Source organism: Sphingomonas sp. ERG5, assembly GCF_000803065.1.
In the GTDB taxonomy this organism is placed as follows: domain Bacteria; phylum Pseudomonadota; class Alphaproteobacteria; order Sphingomonadales; family Sphingomonadaceae; genus Sphingomonas.
Genome location: NZ_JSXI01000051.1, coordinates 1 through 17,660, shown reverse-complemented (window position 1 = coordinate 17,660; position 17,660 = coordinate 1). Strand labels below are relative to the sequence as shown.

The 17,660-nt window shown below is 65.0% G+C and carries 22 protein-coding genes; 14 read left to right on the top strand and 8 right to left on the bottom strand.

Going from position 1 to position 17,660, the window contains the following annotated elements; genetic code table 11:
* The 9 genes from infB to pnp form a co-directional block, all read left to right on the top strand.
* Positions 1-2,032: translation initiation factor IF-2 (gene infB / locus OO12_RS17150; RefSeq protein ID WP_034159946.1), on the top strand; the 2,032-nt coding region annotated here is incomplete at its 5' end.
* Between the two features lie 45 nt (positions 2,033-2,077).
* Positions 2,078-2,479, top strand: a complete 402-nt coding sequence (gene rbfA, locus OO12_RS17145) for a 30S ribosome-binding factor RbfA (RefSeq protein ID WP_034159945.1) — start codon at positions 2,078-2,080, stop codon at positions 2,477-2,479.
* A 31-nt stretch (positions 2,480-2,510) separates the two neighbouring features.
* A complete protein-coding gene (locus tag OO12_RS17140) occupies positions 2,511-2,792 on the top strand; it encodes an AbrB/MazE/SpoVT family DNA-binding domain-containing protein (protein WP_034159944.1) in 282 nt (93 codons plus the stop codon).
* On the top strand, positions 2,678-3,178 hold the full coding sequence (locus OO12_RS17135; RefSeq protein WP_327196036.1) for a type II toxin-antitoxin system VapC family toxin: 501 nt from the start codon (positions 2,678-2,680) through the stop codon (positions 3,176-3,178). The genes OO12_RS17140 and OO12_RS17135 overlap by 115 nt, the downstream gene beginning before the upstream one ends.
* Entirely contained in the window at positions 3,178-3,675 is a 498-nt protein-coding gene (locus OO12_RS17130; RefSeq protein ID WP_052215989.1) for a GNAT family N-acetyltransferase, read from the top strand. The genes OO12_RS17135 and OO12_RS17130 overlap by 1 nt, the downstream gene beginning before the upstream one ends.
* A gap of 31 nt (positions 3,676-3,706) precedes the next feature.
* A complete protein-coding gene (locus OO12_RS17125; protein WP_034159941.1) occupies positions 3,707-4,291 on the top strand; it encodes a thymidine kinase in 585 nt (194 codons plus the stop codon).
* A gap of 5 nt (positions 4,292-4,296) precedes the next feature.
* Positions 4,297-5,193: a tRNA pseudouridine(55) synthase TruB gene (gene truB, locus OO12_RS17120; protein ID WP_052215986.1), complete on the top strand. Its 897-nt coding sequence runs from the start codon at positions 4,297-4,299 to the stop codon at positions 5,191-5,193.
* A 19-nt stretch (positions 5,194-5,212) separates the two neighbouring features.
* Entirely contained in the window at positions 5,213-5,482 is a 270-nt protein-coding gene (gene rpsO, locus OO12_RS17115; RefSeq protein WP_034159940.1) for a 30S ribosomal protein S15, read from the top strand.
* Between the two features lie 173 nt (positions 5,483-5,655).
* Positions 5,656-8,037 (top strand): polyribonucleotide nucleotidyltransferase, encoded by a 2,382-nt coding sequence (pnp, locus tag OO12_RS17110; protein ID WP_034159939.1) that lies wholly within the window; start codon positions 5,656-5,658, stop codon positions 8,035-8,037.
* Positions 8,038-8,146: 109 nt separating this feature from the next.
* Here pnp and OO12_RS17105 read toward each other — a convergent pair whose 3' ends face one another.
* The 6 genes from OO12_RS17105 to OO12_RS17080 form a co-directional block, all read right to left on the bottom strand.
* Entirely contained in the window at positions 8,147-8,605 is a 459-nt protein-coding gene (locus OO12_RS17105) for a winged helix DNA-binding protein (RefSeq protein ID WP_052215985.1), read from the bottom strand.
* Between the two features lie 11 nt (positions 8,606-8,616).
* The gene (locus OO12_RS17100; RefSeq protein ID WP_052215984.1) at positions 8,617-9,102 is read right to left on the bottom strand and encodes a hypothetical protein; all 486 of its coding nucleotides are present in this window, start codon (positions 9,100-9,102) and stop codon (positions 8,617-8,619) included.
* 47 nt (positions 9,103-9,149) lie between these two features.
* On the bottom strand, positions 9,150-9,503 hold the full coding sequence (locus OO12_RS17095) for a hypothetical protein (protein ID WP_034159938.1): 354 nt from the start codon (positions 9,501-9,503) through the stop codon (positions 9,150-9,152).
* A gap of 33 nt (positions 9,504-9,536) precedes the next feature.
* The gene (locus tag OO12_RS29425) at positions 9,537-10,031 is read right to left on the bottom strand and encodes a helix-turn-helix domain-containing protein (protein WP_082006606.1); all 495 of its coding nucleotides are present in this window, start codon (positions 10,029-10,031) and stop codon (positions 9,537-9,539) included.
* Positions 10,032-10,129: 98 nt separating this feature from the next.
* Entirely contained in the window at positions 10,130-10,354 is a 225-nt protein-coding gene (locus tag OO12_RS17085) for a hypothetical protein (protein ID WP_034159937.1), read from the bottom strand.
* Positions 10,355-10,359: 5 nt separating this feature from the next.
* Positions 10,360-10,644, bottom strand: coding sequence for a chorismate mutase (locus tag OO12_RS17080; RefSeq protein ID WP_034159936.1), 285 nt, complete (start codon positions 10,642-10,644; stop codon positions 10,360-10,362).
* A 108-nt stretch (positions 10,645-10,752) separates the two neighbouring features.
* Between OO12_RS17080 and OO12_RS17075 the strand changes: the two genes are divergently transcribed.
* The 5 genes from OO12_RS17075 to OO12_RS17055 all read left to right on the top strand — a co-directional run bounded on the left by OO12_RS17075 (position 10,753) and on the right by OO12_RS17055 (position 16,322).
* Complete coding sequence (locus OO12_RS17075) at positions 10,753-11,769, top strand: polyprenyl synthetase family protein (RefSeq protein WP_034159935.1); 1,017 nt, start codon at positions 10,753-10,755, stop codon at positions 11,767-11,769.
* 32 nt (positions 11,770-11,801) lie between these two features.
* Entirely contained in the window at positions 11,802-13,124 is a 1,323-nt protein-coding gene (locus tag OO12_RS17070) for an alginate export family protein (RefSeq protein ID WP_235364842.1), read from the top strand.
* Positions 13,125-13,196: 72 nt separating this feature from the next.
* Entirely contained in the window at positions 13,197-15,656 is a 2,460-nt protein-coding gene (hrpB, locus tag OO12_RS17065; protein ID WP_034159934.1) for an ATP-dependent helicase HrpB, read from the top strand.
* Between the two features lie 43 nt (positions 15,657-15,699).
* Entirely contained in the window at positions 15,700-15,981 is a 282-nt protein-coding gene (locus OO12_RS17060; protein ID WP_034159947.1) for an ETC complex I subunit, read from the top strand.
* Positions 15,978-16,322, top strand: coding sequence for a nuclear transport factor 2 family protein (locus OO12_RS17055; RefSeq protein ID WP_034159933.1), 345 nt, complete (start codon positions 15,978-15,980; stop codon positions 16,320-16,322). The genes OO12_RS17060 and OO12_RS17055 overlap by 4 nt, the downstream gene beginning before the upstream one ends.
* Before the next feature lie 34 nt (positions 16,323-16,356).
* Here the strand turns inward: OO12_RS17055 and OO12_RS17050 are convergent, their stop codons facing one another.
* Positions 16,357-16,875 (bottom strand): NUDIX hydrolase, encoded by a 519-nt coding sequence (locus OO12_RS17050; RefSeq protein WP_034159932.1) that lies wholly within the window; start codon positions 16,873-16,875, stop codon positions 16,357-16,359.
* Positions 16,872-17,555, bottom strand: coding sequence for a TPM domain-containing protein (locus tag OO12_RS17045; protein ID WP_034159931.1), 684 nt, complete (start codon positions 17,553-17,555; stop codon positions 16,872-16,874). Before OO12_RS17045 ends, OO12_RS17050 begins: the two co-directional genes overlap by 4 nt.
* Between the last annotated feature and the right edge of the window lie 105 nt (positions 17,556-17,660).

The window sequence follows — 17,660 nt, the reverse complement described above, 5'->3', positions numbered from 1 at the left end:
GGCAGCCCCCGCGCCAGCCGCGACGACCGCCAGCACCAGTGCTGCAGCCCCGGCACCCGCCGCCGGCGCCGGCATCAAGCGTGCCGGTGAGACCGTGCCGCGTGCTGCCTTGCGCGACCGCAAGGGCGACGATCGCCGCACCGCCGGCAAGCTGACCGTCAACCGCGCGCTTGGCGATGGTGACGGCGCACGTGCCCGCAGCCTCGCCGCGCTCAAGCGCGCTCGCGAGAAGGAACATCGTCGCCTGGGCGGCCCGCGCGAAGCGCAGGCCAAGCAGATCCGCGACGTCGTCGTTCCCGAAGCGATCACGGTGCAGGAACTCGCCAACCGCATGGCGGAAAAGGGCGCGGACCTGGTCAAGGCATTGTTCAAGATGGGCATGCCCGTCACGATCAACGCGACGATCGACCAGGACACCGCCGAGCTGCTGGTGACCGAATTCGGCCACAACATCACGCGCGTCAGCGATTCGGACATCGATCTTGCGATCGAGACCGACGCCGATGCCGAAGACACGTTGCAGCCGCGGCCGCCGGTGGTGACGATCATGGGCCATGTCGATCACGGCAAGACCTCGCTGCTCGATGCGCTGCGCGGTACCGATGTGGTCAAGGGCGAGGCCGGTGGCATCACTCAGCATATCGGCGCCTATCAGGTCACGCTGAAGGACAAGTCGAAGGTCACGTTCCTCGACACGCCTGGCCATGAGGCCTTCACCGAAATGCGTGCGCGTGGCGCCAATGTGACGGATATCGTCGTGCTGGTCGTCGCCGCAGATGACGGGCTGAAGCCGCAGACGATCGAAGCGATCAACCACACCAAGGCGGCCGGCGTGCCGATGATCGTCGCGATCAACAAGATCGACAAGCCCGATGCCAATCCGCAAAAGGTGCGCGAGGCGTTGCTTCAGTATGAAGTGATCGTCGAGGAAATGTCCGGCGACGTGCAGGACGTCGAAGTCTCCGCCTTGCAGAAGACGGGTCTCGATGAACTGGTCGAAAAGATCCAGCTTCAGGCCGAACTGCTCGAATTGAAGGCCAACCCCGATCGCGCCGCCGAAGGCACCGTGATCGAGGCGAAGCTCGACAAGGGCCGGGGCCCGGTCGCGACCATCCTGGTCAATCGCGGCACGCTCAAGGTCGGCGACATCTTCGTCGTCGGCGCCGAGAGCGGCAAGGTCCGCGCGATGACCAACGACAAGGGTCAGCAGATCAAGGAAGCCGGTCCGTCGATGCCGGTCGAGGTGCTCGGCCTGTCCGGCGTGCCGCGCGCCGGCGATCCGCTATCGGTGGTCGAGAATGAGGCACGCGCCCGTGAGGTCGCGGAATATCGCCAGAGCGTGATCACCAACAAGCGCACCACGTCCGCCCCGGCCAGCCTGGAGAGCATGTTCTCCGCGCTCAAGGACAAGCAGGCGATCGAATATCCGCTGGTGGTCAAGGCCGACACGCAGGGGTCGGTCGAGGCGATCGTCGCATCGATCAACAAGATCTCGACCGACGACATCAAGGCCCGCGTGCTGCATTCGGGCGTTGGCGGCATCACCGAGAGCGACGTCACCCTGGCCGGTGCCAGCGGCGCGCCGATCATCGGCTTCAATGTCCGCGCCAATGCCAAGGCGCGCGAGATCGCCGAACGCCAGAAGGTCGCGCTCAAATATTATGACGTGATCTACGACCTGATCGACGAAATCCGCTCGGGCATGGCGGGCGAGCTTGGCCCCGAGGCATTCGAAACGGTCGTCGGCCGCGCCGAAATCCGCGAGGTTTTCTCGGCCGGCAAACACGGCAAGGCGGCGGGTCTGCTCGTCACCGAAGGCATCATCCGCAAGGCGCTCAAGGCGCGCATCACACGCGAGGATGTCATCATCTACCAGGGCGAAATCGCATCCTTGCGTCGCTTCAAGGACGATGTGGCCGAAGTCCGTGCGGGTCTGGAGTGCGGCGTGACGTTCACGCAGAACTTCGTCGACATCAAGCCGGGCGACTATCTCGAAACCTTCGAGGTCGAGCTGCGCGAACGGACGCTGTAACCCATCACCCTCTCCCCCGTGCGGGGGAGAGGGGATAGGAATGATATGAAGTCAGCCGAAACTCCCGAAGCCCGCTCCGTCCGCGTCCTGCGCGTGGGCGAACAGATGCGCCATACGCTGTCGGACATCCTTGCCCGCGGCGATGTGCATGATGAGACGCTGGCCAAGCATCTCGTCACGGTGACCGAAGTGCGTATGTCGCCCGACCTGCGCCATGCGACGGTGTTCGTGAAGCCGCTGCTCGGCAAGGACGAGGAAGCGGTGCTCAAGGCACTGCGCACCAACACCGCCTATCTGCAGCGCGAGGCGGCCGCGCGAGTGAAGATGAAATATGCCGCCAAGCTGAAGTTCCTCGCCGATGAGAGCTTCGACGAAGGCAGCCATATCGATCAGCTGCTGCGCACGCCGCATGTGGCGCGCGACCTTGAGGCGTCCGACGACGATTGACACGCATCCGGGTAAGACGCATCTTACCGACATGAACGCGCAGACGACGTTGTCGGAAAAAGGCCAGGTGGTCATCCCGAAGGATGTCCGCGACGCGCTGGGCTTCGTTCCCGGGCAGCGGCTCGAAGTGATCCGCTCGGGCAATGGCGTTTTCCTGCGGCCGGTGCAGCAGAAGAGCGGTCGGACGACCGACGAGATATTAGCGCGCATCCGAGAGATCAGGCCGCCTTATATGGGGCCACCGGCAACGATCGAGGAGATGAACGCCGCGGTCGATGCGATGTTCGCGGCAAAGTCGAAAGACGAAATCTGACCGTCGCGCTTGATACCAACGTCCTCATCCGCTTGATGGTCGAGGATGACAAGGCGCAGCTGGTGATCGCACGGGACTTGCTGAGCCGCGACTGCAGTATTTCCGCGACCGTCCTGCTCGAAGTCGAATGGGTGTTGCGTTCCTTCTATCGCTGGCCGCGCGAAGTAATCGCGGAATCCCTTGGTGAAATCATCGATTTGCCCACGGTATCGGTGAGTCCGACCGGTGTGCGCTGGGCGATCGATCGCTTCGCCCAAGGCGCGGACCTGGCCGATATGATGCATATCGCCTCGGCGCTGGGCGCAACCGCCTTTGCCACTTTCGACCGGCAGGTCGGCAGGCATGCCGGCGCCAATTCTCCCGTGCCCATCGAAACTCTCGCATGATGCTCCGCGGTCCATATGCCTTCCGTCCCGCCACGGCGGCGGACCTGACCATGCTTCGGTCATGGCTCGAAACGCCCGAGGTCGTGCGCTGGTGGGGCGATCCCGAGGAGCAGGAAGCTCTGCTGCGCGAGGATCTCGACGAGCCCGGCATGACGATGTGGATCGTCAGCCATGATGGCCGCCCGTTCGGCTATGCCCAGCATTATGAAGTGCATCGCTGGCCACAGCCGCATTTTCAGGCGATGCCCGCAGAGACGGTCGCGATCGATGCGTTCATCGGCGTGCCCGACATGATCGGCGGCGGGCATGGTTCGGCATTTTTGCGGCAATTGGCGGAGCGATTGCTCGCCGATGGCGCGCCATGTGTCGCGATCGATCCCGATACGGCCAATTTCCGTGCGCGCCGCGCCTATGCGCGTGCCGGATTCGTCGAACAGGGGCTGGTCGCCGGCGAGGATGGCGATGATGTGTTGATGATCTTCGTGCCTGGCGATTGATCGCAGCGGCCCTGCGTGGGACAAGCGCGGCATGGCCAAGCTCTATTTCTACTACGCCTCGATGAATGCGGGGAAATCGACCACCCTGTTGCAGGCGGATTTCAATTATCGCGAACGCGGCATGCGCACGATCCTGTTCACCGCGGCGATCGACGACCGGTTCGACGCCGGCACCGTCACGTCGCGCATCGGACTGGGCGCGGACGCGATCGCCTTCGAGCGCGACACCGACCTGGTCGCCATCGTCCACCGCACGGGCGAAGCGCTGCCCGCCTGCGTACTGGTCGATGAGGCGCAGTTTCTGACCGCCGCGCAAGTCGATCAGCTCGCCCAGCTTGCCGATGTGCACGGCGTTCCGGTGCTGGCTTATGGCCTGCGCACCGATTTTCAGGGGCGGCTGTTCGAAGGGTCGGCGCGGCTGCTCGCGATTGCCGATTCGCTGATCGAGATCAAATCGGTTTGCGAATGCGGGCGCAAGGCGACGATGAATCTGCGCGTCGATTCCGATGGCCGCGCGATCGCCGAAGGCGCACAGACCGAGATTGGCGGCAATGATCGTTATGTCGCGATGTGCCGCAAACACTTCACTGCGGCGCTGACACAGATCGCCGGCTGAACGAAATGCATGGCTGGATCATTCTCGACAAGCCGGTCGGGCTGGGCTCGACTCAAGCCGTCTCGGCGGTGAAGCGTGCGCTGCGCACTGGTGAGTATGGCAAGTTCAAAGTCGGGCATGGCGGCACGCTCGATCCGCTTGCCTCGGGCGTGTTGCCGATCGCGGTGGGTGAAGCGACCAAACTTGCCGGGCGGATGCTCGACAGCGACAAGATCTATGACTTCACGATCGGATTCGGCGTGCAGACCGACACGCTCGATGCCGAAGGTGTGGAGATCGCTTCCTCGCCGATACGGCCGACGCTGCATGCGGTCGAAGCCGTGCTGCCACGCTTCACCGGGCCGATCGAGCAGGTGCCGCCGGCCTATTCCGCACTGAAGATCGATGGCGAACGCGCCTATGACCTGGCGCGGGCCGGCGAAGACGTGGTGCTGGCGAGCCGGGCGGTAACGATCCATTCGCTCAATTCCTCCCCGGAACTCCATTCGGGGGAGACGCTAAGCGAAATCACTCTCACCGCGCATGTCTCCAAGGGCACCTATATCCGCAGCCTTGCACGCGACATCGCGCTGGCGCTCGGCACGGTCGGGCATGTCACCATGCTGCGCCGGATCAAGGCCGGGCCGTTCGCCCTCACCGACTCGATATCGCTGGACAAATTGGCCGAACTCGCTATTGCGCGCGGGCTTGAACAGATACTCCTGCCGTTGAGGGCGGGGCTGGACGACATCCCGGCTCTATCCCTCACCCCCGATCAGGCAGGGGCGCTCCGCCAGGGGCGTGTTCTGACCGGGATTGCCAGAGACGATGGCCTCCACTTCGCGATGCTGGACGATGTTCCGGTCGCTCTGGTCGAGGTTCGGGACCAGTCGGTCCTGGTCGTGCGAGGCTTCAATCTATGACGATGTCGAAGGAAAATGCATGACGATCACCGCAGAGCGCAAGGACGCGCTCGTCAAGGAACATGGCCGTATCGAAGGCGATACCGGCAGCCCCGAAGTCCAGGTCGCGATCCTCACCGAGCGCATCCGCAACCTGACCGAGCACTTCAAGGGCCACAAAAAGGACAATCATTCGCGCCGTGGTCTGCTGATGATGGTCAACAAGCGCCGCAGCTTGCTCGACTATCTCCGCCACAAGGACGGCCAGCGCTATACCGATCTCATCGCGAAGCTCGGGCTTCGCAAGTAACCCGGACGGCCCCCGAAAGGGGGCCGTTTCGCTATTCGGCAACCGGCAATTCGGCCGGTTTCCCCGAACCCCCTTCCCGCCGAATGAACGGCCAGTGGAAGGGACAAGCCGGGCCATTATCGGCTCGCAGATAGGCCCCGCATGCATTGGGCGTGCGGAGTGAAGGAAATAAAATGTTCGATACGAAAACTGTAAGCACCCAGTGGGGCGGCAAGACCCTCACGCTGGAAACGGGCCGCGTTGCCCGCCAGGCCGATGGCGCGGTCATCGCGACGCTCGGCGAAACCGTCGTGCTGTGCGCCGTCACCGCCGCCAAGTCGGTCAAGGAAGGGCAGGATTTCTTCCCGCTCACCGTCCATTACCAGGAAAAATTCTCGGCTTCGGGCCGCATCCCCGGCGGCTTCTTCAAGCGTGAGCGCGGCGCGACCGAAAAGGAAACGCTGACCAGCCGCCTGATCGATCGCCCGATCCGCCCGCTGTTCCCGGAAGGCTTCTACAACGAGATCAACGTGATCTGCCAGGTTCTCAGCTATGACGGCGAGAACGAGCCCGACATCCTCGCGATGGTCGCGGCATCGGCGGCGCTGACCATCTCCGGCGTGCCGTTCATGGGCCCGATCGGCGCGGCGCGCGTCGGTTATGTCGATGGCGAGTACATCCTCAACCCGACCACCGAATTGACCAAGTCGGGCGATCTCGACCTGGTCGTCGCCGCCACCGGCGATGCCGTGATGATGGTCGAATCCGAAGCCAAGGAGCTGTCGGAAGAAGTCATGCTCGGCGCGGTGCAGTTCGCGCACAAGGCATGCCGCGAAGCCGCCAACCTGATCATCGATCTGGCCGAGCAGGCCGCCAAGGATCCGTGGGAAATGGCCGCTCAGGCTGATCTCTCGGCCGCCAAGGACAAGCTGAAGAAGCTGATCGGCAAGGACATCGCCGCCGCCTACAAGGTGACCGACAAGTCCAAGCGTTCGAACCTGCTCAACGAAGCGCGCGCCAAGGGCAAGACCGCCTTCGCCGACGCCGCCCCGCAGGATCAGATGGCCGCCGGCAAGCTGATGAAGAAGCTGGAAGCGGAAATCGTTCGCGGCGCCATCCTCAAGGACGGCAAGCGCATCGACGGCCGCACCACCACGCAGATCCGTCCGATCGAAGCGATGGTGCATTTCCTGCCCCGCACCCATGGTTCGGCGCTGTTCACCCGGGGTGAGACGCAGGCGATCTGCACCACCACCCTGGGCACCAAGGAAAGCGAGCAGATGATCGACGGGCTGACCGGCCTGTCTTACGAAAACTTCATGCTGCACTATAACTTCCCGCCCTATTCGGTCGGTGAAGTGGGCCGCTTCGGCGCCCCTGGTCGTCGTGAAGTCGGTCATGGCAAGCTCGCCTGGCGCGCGCTGCACCCGGTGCTGCCGACCAAGGAAGAATTCCCCTACACGATCCGCGTTCTGTCGGACATCACCGAGTCGAACGGCTCGTCCTCGATGGCGACGGTGTGCGGCGGTTCGCTGTCGATGATGGATGCCGGCGTGCCGTTGAAGCGGCCGGTTTCGGGCATCGCAATGGGCCTGATCCTGGAGGGCAAGGACTTCGCCGTGATCAGCGACATTCTGGGCGACGAGGATCACCTCGGCGACATGGATTTCAAGGTCGCGGGCACGTCCGAAGGCATCACCACGATGCAGATGGACATCAAGATCGCCGGCATCACCGAAGAGATCATGCGCAAGGCTTTGGCCCAGGCCAAGGAAGGCCGCGCGCACATCCTCGGCGAAATGGCCAAGGCGCTTGACCACACGCGTGAAGAACTGTCGGCGCACGCGCCGCGCATCGAGACGATCACGATCGACAAGTCGAAGATCCGTGACGTGATCGGCACCGGGGGCAAGGTGATCCGCGAGATCGTCGCCACCACCGGCGCCAAGGTCGACATCGACGATGAGGGCGTGATCAAGGTTTCGTCGTCCGACACCGCGCAGATCGAAGCCGCGATCAAGTGGATTCGTGGCCTGGTCGAAGAGGCCGAAGTGGGCAAGGTCTATGACGGCAAGGTCGTCAACCTGGTCGATTTCGGTGCGTTCGTGAACTTCATGGGCGGCAAGGACGGTCTCGTCCATGTCTCCGAAATCAAGAACGAGCGCGTCGAGAAGGTCGCCGACGTTCTGAGCGAAGGCCAGGAAGTCAAGGTCAAGGTCCTCGAGATCGATCCGCGCGGCAAGGTTCGCCTGTCGATGCGCGTCGTCGACCAGGAAACCGGCGCCGAGCTGGAAGACACGCGTCCGGCACGCGAACCGCGTGAAGGCGGCGACCGTGGCGATCGTGGTCCGCGCGGCCCGCGTCGCGATGGCGATGGCGGCCGTGGCCCCCGAGGTGAAGGTCGTGGTGATGGCGGCGGCCGTGGCGACCGTGGCCCGCGTCGTGACGGCGGCGATCGTGGTCCGCGCCGCGATGGCGGCGGTGACCGTGGCCCGCGGCCCGAGCGTTCGGGCGGCAATGATGACGGCCCGGCGCCCGAGTTCGCACCGGCCTTCCTGACCGGCGATCGCGACTAAGCATCACATCCGCAAGGATGGCCGATACAGGAAAGGGGCCCGGAGCGATCCGGGCCCCTTTTCGTTGGGCGCTACACTGACCGATGGGATGCAGACCCCTTCATCCGGATCAGATCGACTCCAGATACCCTTCCATCGTCTCCATCGCGGCGTCCGACATGCGCACGATCGTGCGGCGCCCATCGGTGGGATCGGCCGACAGATCGACCAGCCCGCGCTGCCGGAGCGTCGAGATCCAGCGCAAGCCGCTGGTGGTCGGGACATCGGCGGCGATGCAAGCGCTCGTCGCCGACACCATCCGTCGTTCCCGGCGCGCGATATACAAATCGAGCAGCATGTCCCAGGGAGGTTCGTGAAAGACGATCGCATGCGCGGCGAAGGCCTTGGCGCGGCGGCGGCGTGCCGAATAGAGCGACTTGGCGCGAATCAGCAATTCGTCGTCGGCCGGCAGCTCGTCGTCCTCCTCGTCGTCATCGACCAGCGCGGCGATCGGCGGTTTCTTCGCCATTCGCGCCGAGGTGCGAGCATAGGGCCCGAACCCTTTCGCTTCCTTGGGCTGCAACGACATGACGGTTCCCCTTAAATTTGATGATCGCCAGCAAGCTGACGGTGATGGTCGGTCACGGCTTGTGCCGACCAGTCGAGATCTCCCCCCCGCGCCATCCGCCGCTGGTGACGGAACGTACCGATCAGCAGCAGCAGAATGATCGGATAGCTCCAGACCGCCGCGAGGATCGCATAAACGACGCGGATGGTGTCCGAATCGATCGCCTTGATGATATGTGCGCCCGCCCCCAGACCCTGCATTGCCGCGACCCACAAAGTCCACCAGCGATCGGCATAAAGCGCAAGGGCGACCAGGACGCCGAACAACGCGACGTCGATTGCCATCACTCCCAGATCGACATGATAGAATCGGGTGGGAACGCTCGCCTGGAGCAGCATACCGAGAAGCACCGCCAGGGTCAGCGCGATGGCGGTAACCCGCTCGGGTGCGCCGCCGCGAAGCAGCGCATAGCCCGATACGAGCAGTTGAAGCCCGAGAAAGATATAGACTCTATCCATGTGCCAACCGGACCATTCCCCTCATGGTATCGTCAAGGGCCGCTGGTTCAAGCGACCGCGACGAGACGAAGCGGTTCTTCGATCGCACCCTTCGGACTGTCGGTCGGCGGGCATTCCGAAATATCGCCATAACCGGTGATGCCGATCTCGTGACGCACCTCGGCAAGCACTCGATGCGCCTCGACGAACGCCTGACGCGCCTTGACCAGTGCGTTGGCCCCTTCGGCGACCAGGCGGACTGCCTCAAGGCCAGTGCCGAAAGGCAGGTTGGCGTTCTGACGAGCCTGCAGCATGGTGGTCATGCATTGAGCGGCCTGCAGGGCGGCCAGATCCGTCGCTGCCTCGGCCTGCAGAAAATCCCGCGTCACGATATCATTTGCCTGACGGCGTTCCTTGAGCATTGCGCCTCCCCAGCCGCACGTTGCGGCATATCGTCAGCGCGAAAGATCGATGCGATTTTCACGGAGCTTGTCCGTGAGCGTCGCAGCGATATTGAGCAAAGCGCCTGTCGCCACCGCTATCCCGACCATCAGGGCAAGGATGATTCCGGCACGCTGGAGCTTCGTCAGATCATTTCGCGCATCCCCGTTGATCCGCCCGACGGGCGCAAACCCGAAGAGGCGACGACCATACCCGGACGGTGCGGTCGAGTGGCGGGGTGGGGCCTGGACGGCCGGCGACGCAACGTCGATTGGTTCATGTGCGATTGGCTCGTATGTCTGCCCACCCTCATGATCGGCGAGCCGACGCGCCGCATCGAAACGCGAGGCGGCGCCCAGGGCGGCAACCGCGCGCTCGATCCGCTTGTCGACCGAGTGCGGGGAGATATTGAGGACCTGCGCAATCTCCTTGGAGTTGCGACGCGTCAAGACAAGACGGAGGCATGCCCGTTGCGCTTCGGTTAGTTGATCAATCCCCCCAGGCGGCATGTCATCATTGTAGCTCCATTTTGGATCAGAGCAACGAATCGTGCATTACGGGAAGATGGCAGCGTCGAATGGCAAATATCGGGAATGGCCCGGCAAGATTATGAAATCCTGCCCATCTCCGCTTTCAGGTCGGCATCGGCGCGCAGGATGTCGAGCGCCATCGCAATATAATTCCCCGCCACCGATTGATCGACCGCATCGCAGACCCGGACAAGCGAATCACCAACCGCAATCAGCCGCCTGATCGTCTCCGCTTCGCTCAGGTCGCCCCTCAGCCAGCGGTCCGGCATGGCCGATTCGGGAAAAAACTCGTTTTGCAACATAACGCCTACTCCCCACCCTGAAGTCGCTCATGATGACGAATCACTTCGTCGATGATGAAACGCAGAAATTTTTCGCTGAATTCGGGATCGAGATTCGCATCCCTGGCCAGTCCGCGAAGGCGCGAAATCTGCGCTTCCTCCCGCCCCGGATCGGCAGCCGGCAAGCCGGCGACCGCCTTGTGGCGACCAACCGCCTGAGTCACTTTGAAGCGCTCGGCGAGCAGAAACACGAGAGCGGCATCGATATTGTCGATGCTCTGGCGGTATCCCCGTAGCGTATCGTCCGTCATCTATGACAATTCCCTGCGCGATCCAGCCCCCTTTGCTGATGTGAACGCACATGCGCAACCCTGAAAGACTTGCCTTTGCTGTCCCACGCCGCCACATCGCACCTTAACATGAGCGCCACCATCCACCGCCTCGACGCGCGCGCCGCCCCCCCCTCGCTGGAACCGATGGTTCAGCTGGTGGCGGGTGACCTCAATCTGGTCAACGCGGTCATCCTCGACCGTATGCAATCGCAGATCCCGTTGATCCCCGAGCTTGCCGGACATCTGATCGCAGGCGGCGGCAAACGCATGCGGCCGATGCTGACATTGGCGAGCGCCAGATTGCTTGGGTATACGGGCAACCGCCATCACCGGCTCGCCGCGGCGGTCGAATTCATCCACACCGCCACCCTGCTGCATGACGATGTCGTCGACGGGTCGGACCTGCGGCGCGGCAAACGCACCGCCAATCTGATCTGGGGCAATCCGGCGAGCGTGCTGGTCGGTGATTTCCTGTTCAGTCGCTCGTTCGAACTGATGGTCGAGGACGGCAGTCTCAAAGTGCTGAAGATTCTGTCCAACGCCAGCGCGGTGATCGCGGAGGGCGAGGTCAATCAGCTGACCGCCGCTCGCCGCATCGACATCGGCGAGGAACGCTATCTCGACATCATCGGCGCGAAGACCGCCGCCTTGTTCGCCGCCGCGTGCCGGATCGCCGCGGTGGTGGCCGAGCGGCCCGAAGCCGAAGAGGCGGCGCTCGACGCCTATGGCCGCAATCTCGGCATCGCATTCCAGCTGGTCGATGACGCGATCGACTATGTTTCCGACGCGGGCACGATGGGCAAGGACGCCGGCGACGATTTTCGCGAAGGCAAGGCCACGCTGCCTGTGATTCTCGCTTATGCCCGCGGATCGGCCGAGGATCGGGTATTCTGGAAAGCGGCAATCGAGGGGCACCGCGCGAGTGATGACGATTTCGCACACGCCGTGTCGCTGATTCGGTCGAGCCACGCGGTCGACGACACGCTCGCTCGGGCCCGGCATTATGGGCAACGCGCGATCGACGCACTGGGCGGCTTTGCGGCCGGCCAGGCCAAGGACGCGATGGTCGAAGCGGTCGAGTTCGCCGTCGCACGGGCCTTTTAGGCCTGCCGCGCTACCGGCACTCGATCTGCGCATTGGGCGGGGGCACGCTGCTCACGGTGGTCTGTCCGGCACAGGGGCAAACCACCGCGCCGGCCCCGGGTTCATTCACGCTTTCGGCCAATAGCCGCGCCCGGGTCGAGATCATCGACAACCAGGCGCGCGCCGGTTTCGAACGCGACGACACATTGGTCACGTTCCGTACCATCATCACCGCCGCATATGATGCCGGCCCGGTCGACTTCGGCGCCGAGCTCCGCGACAGCCGCGCTTATTCGATTTCCCCGCGCAGCCCGGTCGGCACGGGAGAAGTCAATGCGCTCGAGCTGGTCCAGGCCTATGTGAGGGCCGATCTTGGCGGCACGCTCGGCGCGAAAGCACAGGCGGGCCGGTTCGTCATGGATATCGGGTCGCGCCGGCTCGTCGCGGACGATGATTATCGCAACACCAGCAATGGCTTTACCGGGCTGCGCATCGACCTTGCCCCGGCAAAGCGCTTCTCCGCGATGATCTTCTACACCCTGCCACAAGTGCGGTTGCCCCTGGGCGGCGCGGCACTGCGCGGCAATCAGGTCCAGATCGACCGGGAAAGTTTCGACCTGCGCTTCTGGGGTGTGAGCGCAACGCGCAGACGGGCGCTGGGTCCGTTCGACGTCGATGCTGCCTATCTTCGTTTCGATGAACGCGATCGTCCGGGCGAACCGACGCGCAACCGGCACCTCACCACGCTCAGCGCACGCCTGTTCAAGGCGCCGGCACGCGGCACATGGGATGCGGAAGCCGAAATATTCCATCAGGGCGGCACGATCCGTGCCGATCTCACACCAGCCGCGGCGATGCTGCCGGTATCCGCCTGGTCGACGCATGGCGAGATCGGCTACACCTTCAACGCCACGTGGCGGCCGCGCCTGTCGTTCGAATATGAATATGCGAGCGGCGACGAGCGCGGCGGACGCTTTACGCGGTTCGACCCCCTGTTCGGGTCGCGGCGCGGCGATTATGGGCCCTCGGGCATTTATAGCCTGATCGGGCGCGCCAATATCAGTTCGCCGGCCATTCGGCTGGAGGCGGCGCCAAGCAAGCGCTTCGACACGATGATCAGCTATCGCGAATTGTGGCTCGCGGCGCGCACCGACGCCTTCGCGACCTCGGGCGTGCGCGATTCGACCGGCCGGTCGGGCCGTTATGCCGGACGCCAGGTCGAAGGCCGGGTGCGCTGGTGGGCGATCCCCAAGCGGCTGCAGCTCGAAGCGAGCGGCGCGTTGCTCGACAAGGGTCGCTTTTTCAAGGACGCGCCCAATGCACCGCCGGGCGGCGACACGCGCTATGTATCGTTCAACGCCAGCGTCTTCTTCTGACCGCCGCGCGCCCGGTCGCGTGAGACTCTGCCCTGTTCCCGAACCGCACCGCCGTGCGAGACGGGACGCACGATGACCATGCTGCCGATCCACGCCGTTCTGCCCGACTTGCTTGCCGTGTTGCGCGAGGCGTCGAACGCCGTGCTTGTCGCGCCGCCCGGCGCGGGCAAGACGACGGCGGTCGCCCCCGCCCTGCTCGACCAGCCCTGGTGCAGCGGCGAAATCCTGCTCCTCTCCCCGCGCCGCCTCGCCGCGCGCGCGGCGGGCGAGCGCATGGCGGCCCTGGCCGGCGAATCGGTCGGCCGGACCTTCGGCTATGCGACGCGGATGGACAGCAAGCGCAGCGCCGCAACGCGCGTTACGGTCGTGACCGAAGGCATCTTCGTCAATCGCATCCAGGCCGATCCCGAACTGACCGGCGTATCGGCGGTGCTGTTCGACGAAGTGCATGAGCGCAGCCTCGACAGTGATTTCGGCCTGGCGCTCGCGCTCGATGCGCAAGCCGGCCTGCGCCCCGATTTGCGGCTGGTGGCGATGTCGGCGACGCTCGACGGCGCGCGTTTCTCGGCACTGATGGGGGATGCGCCCGTCATCGAAAGCGCCGGCCGCAGCTATCCGCTGACCGTATATCATATCGGCCGTGCCGCCGAAGCGCGGATCGAGGACTCGGTCGCCGCCGCGATTCGCACCGCGCTGCGCGAGCAGCAAGGCGGCATTCTCGCTTTCCTGCCCGGCGTTGCCGAGATTGAGCGCACCGCTGAGCGGATTGAGGGACTTGGCAACGGGATCATCCTGCACCGCCTGCATGGCAGTCTCGACCCGCAAGCGCAGCGTGCGACGATCGCCCCCGACCGTGACGAACTGCGCAAGGTCGTGCTGGCGACATCGATTGCCGAAACCAGCCTGACGCTTGACGGCATAAGCGTGGTGATCGATTCCGGGCTCGCCCGCCGCCCACGCTACGACCGTGCGGCAGGGATGACTCGACTGGTCACCGAGCGCGCCAGCCAGGCGGCGGTCACGCAGCGTGCCGGCCGTGCCGCGCGGCAGGGTCCGGGCGTCGCCTATCGCTTGTGGGAGGAAGCCGCGACCGCCGGCCTGCCGCGTTTCGATCCGCCCGAGATACTGGAAGCCGATCTGTCGGCACTGACGCTCGATTGCGCCTTGTGGGGCGTGGCCGATCCGCGCGCCCTGTGCTGGCTCGATCCACCGCCCGAAGCAGCGGTCGCGGAAGCGCGATCGCGACTGGCGGCGCTGACAGCAATCGATGCGGATGGCCGCCCGACCGCGCATGGCAAGGCAATCGCGAAACTACCGCTGCCGCCGCGCCTTGGTCATATGCTGGTGCGCGCAGGCGAGCTTGGGTTGGCCGAGACGGCAGCGCAGATCGCCGTTCTGCTCGGCGAGCGCGGGCTGGGCGGAACCGATGTCGATCTCGAATCGCGGTTGCGGCGCTGGCGGGGCGAGCGGGGCTCGAGGGCGGAAGCTGGGCGCAAGCTGGCCAAACGCTGGAGCGGCCTGACCCCGTCCCGACCGGGCGCGGCGGAAGATGTGGGCCTGTGCATCGCCCTGGCCTTTCCCGACCGGGTCGCACGCCGCCGCGACGCATCGGGCGAAACCTGGGCCTCAGTCGGCGGGCGCGGCTTCAAGCTCGACGGCGCCACCGCGCTTGCGCGCAACGACTGGCTCGCGGTTGCCGAGACGCAGGGCATGGCGGCGGGCGCGCGTATTCTCTCCGCCGCGCCGATCGACCTGGCGACGGTCGAAGCGCTGTTCGGCGACCGCGTCGAAACGCGCCGCACCGTGACGTTCGATGCGGCGACCGGCGGCATTCAGGCAATCCGCGAGCGGCGGCTCGGCGCGATCCGGCTGTCGGGCGGCCCGGACAGCGCGGCCGACCCGGCGGAGATCAGCGCGGCGCTGCTCAAGGGTGTCAGCGACCATGGGCTTGCGCAGTTGCCGTGGAGCGATGTCGCACTGTCGCTCCGCCACCGTACCGATTTCGCCGCGGCGCATGGCGGCGCCGACCTCGCGCTCGACGATGCTTCGCTGCTTGCGCGGGCCGATGAATGGCTCGCACCGCTGCTGGAGAAGAAGCGCCGGCTCGACGCGATCGAGGCAGGCGCGCTGACCGAGGCGTTGCGCACTCTGATCGGCTGGGACGCGATGCGCACCATCGACCGGCTTGCCCCGACACATTTCGACAGCCCGGCCGGCAGCAGCCACCCGATCGACTATGCCGCCGAGGGCGGCCCGCGCGTCGACCTGCGGCCCCAGGCATTGTTCGGCCTGGCGACTCACCCGATGGTCGGCGATGGCCAGGTGGCGCTGGTGCTGAGCCTCACCTCGCCCGCCGGCCGCCCGATCCAGACCACCCGCGATTTGCCCGGTTTCTGGGCGGGAAGCTGGTCGGCGGTGGCCAAGGAAATGCGCGGCCGCTATCCGCGCCACCCCTGGCCGGACGATCCGGCCGGGGCGATTGCGACCACCCGCACGAAAAATGCGGATGCGCGGCGCGCCCAACCGCGATAGAGGTTCGCCAAGACTTGCCCCAAGATCTGCCAAGAGAATGATCATGCCCACCGCCCGCATCTTTCAGCGCCCCAAGAACGCCATGCAGTCGGGCCGTGCCCGGACCGAGGGCTGGGTGCTCGAATTCGAGCCCGCCGAGGCCAAGCATCCTGATCCGCTGACCGGCTGGGCCGGCTCGGGCGATACGCGCGATCAACTTCGGTTAAACTTCCCATCGCTCGAGGCGGCCACTGCCTATGCGACACGCGAAGGCCTGGGTTTCCAGGTCATTGCCGCACCGGAGCGCAAGCTGAAGCTTCAGGCTTACGCCGACAATTTCCGATGACGCCCAAATCGGTCGTCCGCAAATGGATCGCGGCGTTCAACAATGCCGACGCGGCTGCCCTGACCGCCCTGTATAGCGAAACGGCGATCAATCATCAGGTCGCCAACGCACCGGTCGAAGGCGCGGAAGCGATTCACGCGATGTTCGAGGCCGAATTCGCCGCGGCGACGATGGAATGCATCCCGGAGAATCTGTTCGAGGATGGCGAATGGGCGATCCTCGAATGGCGCGACCCGAAGGGTTTTCGCGGCTGCGGCTTCTTCCATGTGATCGACGGCAAGATCGCGCACCAGCGCGGCTATTGGGACCGACTCAGCTTCGAGCGCCTCCACAGCGCCTGAGGCCTCGCCCCTCCCAGCAAAGGGGCCGCTTTCTCTAGCCGAGCAGCGACGGACTCAGCAGCAGCAACATCTTCACATCGATCGCCATGCCCTCGGCACGCCGGGCGGCGACGAAATCCGGAAGATCGCTCAGCGCGACGCGGTGGACGACGATATTCTCGTCCGTCGTACCGCCGCCATCGCTGACGCGCTCAAGCCCGGTCGCGCGCACCAGGGTGAAGCCTTCGCTGACCAGCCCGGGCGAGGACTGGAACTGGCCAAGCGATTCGACATGGGCGGGACGATAGCCCGTCTCCTCCTCAAGCTCGCGCGCGGCGGAGGTCTCGATGCTCTCGCCTTCGTCCTCGTCACCGACCAGCCCCGCCGGCAATTCGAGGCAGAGCCGGCCAAGCGGCACGCGAAATTGTTCGACCAGGATGACGTGGCCGTCGTCGATCGCCAGGATCACCGCCGCCTGGATGTCGCGCGTGCGCGAGACATATTCCCATTTGCCGCGCTTCTTCACGGCGATGAAACGGCCTTCCCAGGCCGTCTCGACGGGTTCATCGCTCATAATTCGATCAACCTGTCCGGCAGTTCATTACGGTCGCCTTCGGTCTTCGGAAAATGCTCGGCGACGATCGTGCCGATCGCCGCAACCGCCGCCGCCATGCCCTGGCCGGGCTCGCCGACCCGCACCTTATCGACCAGCGCGGCCATCGCATCGCCCCAGCGCTCGGGCGGCACGACCTTGTGGATCGCTTCATCGGCGACGATTTCGGCGATGCGTTCGTCGAGCGACAGATAGAGCAGGATACCGACCCGTGCCTCGGTCCGGCGTTCCGCCCCGACCTTGAAATATTGCACCGCCCGCCGGCGCACCCGCCGCGAACGCGTCGCTTTGGGCGTCAGCGCCAGCCGGAGCGGCGTCCAGGCAAGCGCATAGCGCACGACAAGGAACAGCAAGGCCTCGCCGATCAGCAGCGCAAAGAACAGGCTGCGCAGATCGGGCTCACTGGTCCAGCCGTTCGACCACCAGGCGATCTTCGATTCGATCGCCGCCGGGTTGAGCGCGACGATCGCCACCAGCAACAGCATCGCCGCCATCGCATAATGCAATGCGACATCGCGGTAGAGATCGGATCGTTCCGTGACGATCGTGACGATTTCCCCGTCAGTTCCCTGTTCGGCCCGGGCCACCGCCGCCGTCACGAGCGCGTGATCGGCCTCGCTCAATTTCTTCAGTCGCGCCATCACCAGTCCCCCGATGCGCCGCCGCCGCCGAACGACCCGCCGCCGCCGGAAAAGCCGCCACCATCGCTGCCGCCCCAGTCGGAACCGCTGCTGCTACCCCAGGAG